7 protein-coding genes are annotated in these 6,776 nt (G+C 44.2%); 6 read left to right on the plus strand and 1 reads right to left on the minus strand.

The features are described 5' to 3' along the window. Nucleotides 1-98: 98 nt before the first annotated feature. Complete coding sequence (locus tag LEP1GSC047_RS02745) at nt 99-929, plus strand: hypothetical protein (RefSeq protein WP_010411822.1); 831 nt, start codon at nt 99-101, stop codon at nt 927-929. A 7-nt stretch (nt 930-936) separates the two neighbouring features. On the opposite strand, the gene LEP1GSC047_RS02750 is transcribed toward LEP1GSC047_RS02745, so the two are convergent. Beyond that, nucleotides 937-1,938, minus strand: coding sequence for a patatin-like phospholipase family protein (locus LEP1GSC047_RS02750; protein ID WP_010411819.1), 1,002 nt, complete (start codon nt 1,936-1,938; stop codon nt 937-939). Between the two features lie 227 nt (nt 1,939-2,165). On the opposite strand from LEP1GSC047_RS02750, the gene LEP1GSC047_RS02755 reads away from it, so the two are divergent. From LEP1GSC047_RS02755 to LEP1GSC047_RS02775, 5 genes are all read left to right on the plus strand, one after another. Beyond that, nucleotides 2,166-2,561 (plus strand): hypothetical protein, encoded by a 396-nt coding sequence (locus tag LEP1GSC047_RS02755; RefSeq protein ID WP_010411816.1) that lies wholly within the window; start codon nt 2,166-2,168, stop codon nt 2,559-2,561. A 118-nt stretch (nt 2,562-2,679) separates the two neighbouring features. Then, complete coding sequence (speD, locus tag LEP1GSC047_RS02760) at nt 2,680-3,096, plus strand: adenosylmethionine decarboxylase (protein WP_010411814.1); 417 nt, start codon at nt 2,680-2,682, stop codon at nt 3,094-3,096. 25 nt (nt 3,097-3,121) lie between these two features. After that, nucleotides 3,122-4,072, plus strand: a complete 951-nt coding sequence (locus tag LEP1GSC047_RS02765; RefSeq protein WP_010411813.1) for a fused MFS/spermidine synthase — start codon at nt 3,122-3,124, stop codon at nt 4,070-4,072. Continuing rightward, nucleotides 4,069-4,812 carry a hypothetical protein gene (locus tag LEP1GSC047_RS02770; RefSeq protein ID WP_238325509.1) on the plus strand — a complete coding sequence of 248 codons (744 nt, stop codon included), beginning with the start codon at nt 4,069-4,071 and terminating at the stop codon, nt 4,810-4,812. The genes LEP1GSC047_RS02765 and LEP1GSC047_RS02770 overlap by 4 nt, the downstream gene beginning before the upstream one ends. 12 nt (nt 4,813-4,824) lie before the next feature. Next, complete coding sequence (locus tag LEP1GSC047_RS02775; protein WP_020988094.1) at nt 4,825-6,177, plus strand: hypothetical protein; 1,353 nt, start codon at nt 4,825-4,827, stop codon at nt 6,175-6,177. Nucleotides 6,178-6,776 lie beyond the last annotated feature (599 nt).

The raw sequence follows: 6,776 nt of genomic DNA on the forward strand, positions 1-6,776 counted from the left end.
TCGAAAATTACGCCATATCTGAGGAATGAGCGGATAACGTGTATGCCCTTCGTACCGGAATTGCTGGATAAAAATCTTCGGTTCTATCGAATGAACTCATGCTGAATCGAGATCAAAAATTAAACGTATCAGTTCAAGAGTATTTTAAAACCGGCAGAAAGGAAGCGTTTCTGAGGGAAGCCTGGGTATGGGTTCGAGAAATCTGCATAGGCCGATTTCAATTGGACGAGGATGCAAGTTCGGAAGTGACTTTACATCTGATCCAAAATGCGGATCGATGTTTGGAGATTTTCCGAACAAGAAATTACAGTAACTTTCCGGCGTATCTAACGGTTTTTATTAAGAACTTAATTTTAAATCAAAGGAAAAAGGAAATTTCAAAAGGAAGGAGGGAAAAATTGATCCTCCTATCGGAAGAACGCGGGTATGATGAAAGCGCTAGCTTCGAGAGAAAGATCGTTTTAGAGGAAGAAAGCGTAAGCGTTTTGGTCCGGAAAACTTTGTCCGAACTCTCTCCGTTGGCCTGCCTGATCGTGAAAATGAAGCATCAGATTCGATTGGACCTGCGGGATATCCGGTTATTGCGGTCCAGGCTGAAATTGATCGACATGAGATTTAGGACTTATCTTACCGAGGACGAAGAGGAAGTCAGAACTCATAGACTGAGAAGGAAAGCGATTTCGGACCAATTATTGGTATTCTTCGGGCGAATTCACACCGCCGATCGGGCTGCAGTAAATAAATGGAGACAAAGAAAGCGCGATTGGCTCCGTAAAATGGACCGTATCAATGAAGAAAAGAGTTTTCGTCGAATTAGCGCCTATTTAAGTTTTAGCGAACATAGCGTTCGCAGAATTTATTACGATGCGATTCGAACGATTCGGGACCGTAGCTATTGGAAGGAGATCGGAATGTCCAAGGTCGCTTAACGACCGGTTATGGATCCGGTTTGACGGTCGGTATCCAAAGTTTCCGGAAAATTTTGGATTTATTTCGCAAGGACGAAAGTTCGGCGAGCAGATTCGTAACGGCACGATGACCGGCCTCCATACCTCGGGTAACGGACCGATTTAATAATCTCGCACTCGTACTTACCATACTTAACTCGGAAATCTTGGGAGATATGACTCGAATCTTGATTCCTTTAGGCGGCGATTGCATGATTTTTACCGCGCGATTGTACATCGTGTGATGAACTTTCGTAATCATATGATAGAGTTTTTTATCCGATGGATAGGACAACCATCCCTGGATATTCGGAATCGGGTCCGAAAGATCTTCCTTCGGAGAGTTCAATACGACGGTGATATCCTTGTAGCCGGCCTCGATTACTTTTTCCAACGGAATCGGATCGGAAATCCCTCCGTCCCCAAAGTATTCCTCCTCCAATTTCCATTTTCCCCGAGTGGCGATGGGTAAAGAGGTGGCTGCTTTCAATAAATGGAATACGTTCGACGCCGTTGCACGGACGTATTCGGCCCTGATTTTGGCTAAATTAGTTACGACGACATAGAAAGGAGCCGTTTCTTTTTTTTCCAGATATTCCGAAGGGAGACGATACTTGGCACCGAATAAATAATCGATCAGATACTCCTGGTCTAGAATCGTTTTTCCTTTAAACGGGTTTAGCAGGTTGATAAGCTTATTCCCTACTAATTCTTTCCTCCAAATGTCCAGAATTCGAAGACTTTCTTCTTGGTTGACCTCGTAGCCGGTCGTATAATATGCCGCGGCGCAGGATCCGGACGAAACTCCTACGATTAAATCAAAGAATGTAGAAGGCACATATTGATTTAGGGCGTATAAAGCTCCTCCTGCGAAGGATCCTTTCATACCTCCTCCTGCTACGACCAAGGCTCTCGATTGTTTTTTTGCGTGGGGAAGGGAGTTTGAACTCGGGGATTTATCAAATTCTCCCGGAGAAAAATAAGAACTCATTAGATTCTAGGATTTGTAGAACGGGAGGTTTCGCAAGCAGGATGCAAGTGCTCAGTTTAAAAACTCGGTTCGATTTTTCGGCGATTTTCCCCCTTTTTTGCAACCTAAAATTACCAATTTTCTTGCCCATAAGTGATACAAATGGCATAATTTATGCGCAAAAAGTGAGAATTTACTCGTTAAAGAATTGACTTAGGAATTCTTCCTATCAATCGTCTAAGAAGCACATGCAATTTGCCGTCGTAAATACTAGGGAGAGAATCGGGAAAAGATTCAAAATTTTCCAAGGCGCGATTTTGAGCGTCCTTCTCTACTCCCTCGCGATGGACGCCGTAATCGATACCATCGATATCTGGAACGGCGATTGGTCCGGTATTAGCCGGGAGTTTTTGATCCTCAAAAACCCCAGGTATAATATTCACGAACGAGAAGGCTTGTATACCGGGTCCTATTTTGAGTCCCAGACCAAGGAAGAATCGGGTGATGAGCCTCTTCCTCTACTCGGTTTTCAATTAATCGAGCCCAATTCCGACAGCTTTTTTATGGATATCTCGGGAGGACTAACGGTCTTCCCTCTACTACTCTATTTTTTCCTCTCTCTGCCGCCTCCTACAATATTCTAATGTTAGAGATCATTTTAGAATTTGGGAAAAACTATGACCCGGGTTCTACGGATGGAAGGGTGGGGGTCGCTTTAGGCCGCTTCGCCTCCTTGTTAGAAAAAGAGGAAATATTATTTTTATGTCAATTATTCACACGAAAGATCTGGTAAAGCCAGTTGAAAACGGTACAATGGAATTACAAAAGGAGCTCGGGTACGAATTTTACGGAAGGCATTTGATGACCGATTTTGTCGGATGCCAAATCGATTTAGACGACGCCGAGCAAATTGCGAAGGATATGGAAGAAGCGATCGTTTCGATCGGAGCTACGATCCTGAATAAGGTAGAACATCGATTTGATCCGCACGGAGTCACGATTCTATTCTTGCTTTCGGAGTCGCATGCAAGCATTCACACGTATCCCGAGTTTAATTCCTGCTTTTTGGACATATTTACTTGCGGTAAAACGATCGATGTTATCCCTTTCGGTGCTTACCTGCAAAATTTATGGAAACCTACTAGGGTAATCAATCGTTATGAGGAGCGATCTGCCTAAGACACAGACGCTAAAGGAAAGTAAAATGGATCCGACTACAAAGTCGTGGTTTACCGAGCAGGTAGACTATCGCGAGATGCACCAGTTCTTAAAAGAGAAGAACTCAACTAGCTTCCGGACAGAATTCCAGCAAGTCGAGTTGCACAATCTTACAGCTTTTGGAAGAACGATGGTGCTAGATGGCGCTGTGCAATCTGCCGAGGCTGACGAGCATTTGTTTCACGAATGCTTGGTTCAGCCGGCGATGCTAGCCCATCCTGAACCTAAGAAAGTTTTGATTCTGGGAGGCGGAGAAGGCGCGACCCTGCGAGAAGTTCTGAAGCACCCGAGTGTAGAATTGGCCGTGATGGTGGATATCGACGGGCAATTCGTGGATTTTTGCAAAGATAAATTGCCGGATTGGAATTCGGAGGCGTTTTCCGATTCCCGTACAAAATTACTGCATATGGACGGGCGAAAGTATCTGGAAGATACGAACGAAACCTTCGATGTCATCATCACGGACATTACGGACATTCTTTTGGATGGGCCGGCGATCCGTTTGTACACTCAGGAATTTTACGCCCTCTGCGCCCGGAAATTAAATAAGGACGGGTATCTGGCTCTCCAAGCGCTGGAACTATCTCCGTCAGTTTGGGAACAGCACGCGACGCTGAGGAGAACGATTCGCAAATCTTTCGCATCGGTGGAAAGTTATAGCATTTTTGTTCCCTCGTTCACTTCGACTTGGGGATTTATCATCGCTTCTAATTCGGGAAGTCCGATTCTTTCCACCGAAGTTCTCGCGGAGAAATTGGAAAAAAGAAATTTATCCTCCAAACTCTTTGCGTTCGACGAAATTACGTATAAGGGAATTTTTTCCTTACCAAAGGATCTCCGCAAATATCTGACCTTGGACGGCTCGATCTTGGAAGACGGGCAGCCGTTAAAATTCTTTCCGAGAGACAAAGAATTTAGAAGAGGGGGTAAAAAGTGACCCAGAGCCAAATGCTCTTTAGGGTGTATTTCTTATCTCAAAGCAAAACCGAATCTGGGCTACCTGCCGGAATCGGTTCCATTTCATCTCCAACAAAACGGGCATGGACTCTAGGCTTTCCTTTTGATTGCATCGTCATCGAAGGGAGTGGCTCGGGCGAGGAAGGCGATCCTCTTTTTATCGAGGATTGGCTTAAAAAGAACGGATACGGATATTCGATAGCCGAGACGTCTCGTTCGATTCGATTGGATAAAGAAAAAGGAAATTCACGACAAAAGGAAGCGCCTTCTCTCTTTGCAGCAAGGGCGGCGCTGATCGCTTTTTTTGAAACTGCGGGTTCTTTCTTGGAGCAATCCAAAGAATGGGTGGTTCGAAGCTATTCGAAATACTCTAAAGTGACCACGTTACAATTACTAACTGCGGATGAAGTTCGGGAAAAACATGACCGTAGTCTAATGTTACGAGTTCGATTAGAATCAACTTGTTCTTTACTCGCGGACCCATTCAACACAAACTGGAAAGAGTTACGAGAATTTGGAGCAGGTAAGCAAGGACCGACTTTAGAGCAGTTGGAATCCTTGATGAGCTCTTGGGAATCCATTCAGGAAGCGTTAGAGCTTCTTATGGAAAGAGTTTCCGAAAAGAAGTTTTTATTTTGGGAAATGCTCGCCGAATATATGATCGTAGTTCTCATCCTTCTGGAACTAGTGATAGGGATAATGGACTACATACATACTTAAATAAGGTATCGAATGCAACTCTGTTCATATAAGTCAAGGGCAAGCGTTGCATTCGTATTTCTTTTTTTTTGTGGAACTTCCGCCTTATATGTGCTGACCGCACAAAATTCCTCCTCTCCTTTCGGCCCCAAAAATCAAAAAAAATCGAAACAGGAAAAACCGGGCCTCGTTAAAAAGGTTCAAGATGGAAATGAGAACGCTAGTTCGAATGGAAAAGACGTAAAGAAGCAGACGAAGCTTGGCGTACAAGATGCGGAAGACGATAACGATAAGGATGAAGAAGAAGAAAATCATCCTCCTCTCCTTGCGAAAACACCGGAAAAGGAAGAAGACGACGAAGAAGAGGATAAAATCGAAGTCAATGTCGAGTTCGCGACGGACTTTATATTTAGAGGGAATTCCTTCGGGAGTGAAACGATCAGCCAAAGGGATAATATCGCCTACAAATCGTTCCTCCCGGCTTATACGTTTCAGCCTTCGATCGAAATTCCCGTAACGGACCGTCTCACTGTGGAATTTTGGTTTAACTTGTTTATGAGTCATCTCGGAAATCGCGATTCGGATCAACGATTTTTACAAAACGGTCCCGGAGGACCTGAGCTGTTAGGCTATTATCAACCTGCGCTAATGCAAGGGCAGCTTCCTTTTGATCCTAGATATGTTCACCCTTATAAGGAAGATAACGGATTAAAATGGGACAACGGGGGAGAAATAGAGGTCACTTACGAACTAAGCAGATCGAAATTCGGAAACGTGAATGTGGGCTTTTTTTCCTACAATACGTTTCTTGCAAAAGATCGATTTTCCTGGACTCAATTCTTCGTTAATTGGGAAATTCCGGCCGCTAAATTTTTAAATCCGAAACTTTCCTTTTACAAGACGACCGATCCCGATAATCTTTCGGCGACGACAGGAATTAACAAAGGTTGGGGGTATATTCCCTTCGAAATAAGTCATGAATTTAAGCTTCGCGAATCGATGAAGCTTTCCCTTTCGACATCGATCGGATATATCATCAGAAATAATCCCGCCGATAATCGATCCGGATTTTCGGATATAACCACAACGGCCAAATATTCGATCGGATCATTCTTCCTATCCGCAAACGTCGCCTACCGGCCCGATATGGAGATTTACGATAATAGTTACTACTTCGACAATATCAGGGGCCGGTATCAAAATGAGGACGGGCTCACTGTGGATCCTTCAAAGCAGTATGGAATTTACAATAACGCCTTTAAGCAAGCCGTCGTTAATAACGTTCCTGATCCGATCGTCCAGAAGGCGATCATCGATTCCTACCAAAGCCAGGCCATCGTTAGAGCAATCTATTATTTCTCGATCGGCTACACTAAGTATCTATAGTTTCCGTGCAGAGGACGGAAGACGGAGGACTGAAGACAGAACATTGATGAGCCAGGTTTCTATGTTCTACAGGAAGATTCCTCAGTTATCAGTGGATTTTTCGTCTAACCCCGCTGCCTTTCCAACATCTAGCAGCTACTGTCTTCCGTCCTCTGACCTCTGTCTTCTGAAAAAGCGAACACGTCTGTCCTCAGTCCCCTGAAGGGCTCTCGTAAATAGGTGTCAGGTATTAAATATTGCTTCGCTTTAGGCCTGTAGGCAAGGCCATGAGAAGAGGCCGGTGATACATTATTATTTTATATTATTCTAATTCTTTCGGACGCTCCGGGGTTCGAGAAGCTCCGAAGGGTGCGCTCATGGAAAAGGAGGTTTTATCGGGAGTTTAATTTGGCGGGATAATTACTATTGGGACTAAACGGAAAAGGATGGGGGAATTCGGTTAAAAAATACAAAAAGGTATTGACGGGTGTGGAGACGTAATTATTGTGGATAACGCACCTGAGAGAGTTTTCCAGTAGTGGAGAGATCTTGAGGGAAGTAGAAGTTCTTTGAAAACGAATAGAGTAGCGTGACCCGCGATTGATCTTGAGAGAGATTGA

It is taken from the genome of Leptospira inadai serovar Lyme str. 10, from assembly GCF_000243675.2.
GTDB classification, from domain to species: Bacteria; Spirochaetota; Leptospiria; order Leptospirales; family Leptospiraceae; genus Leptospira_B; species Leptospira_B inadai.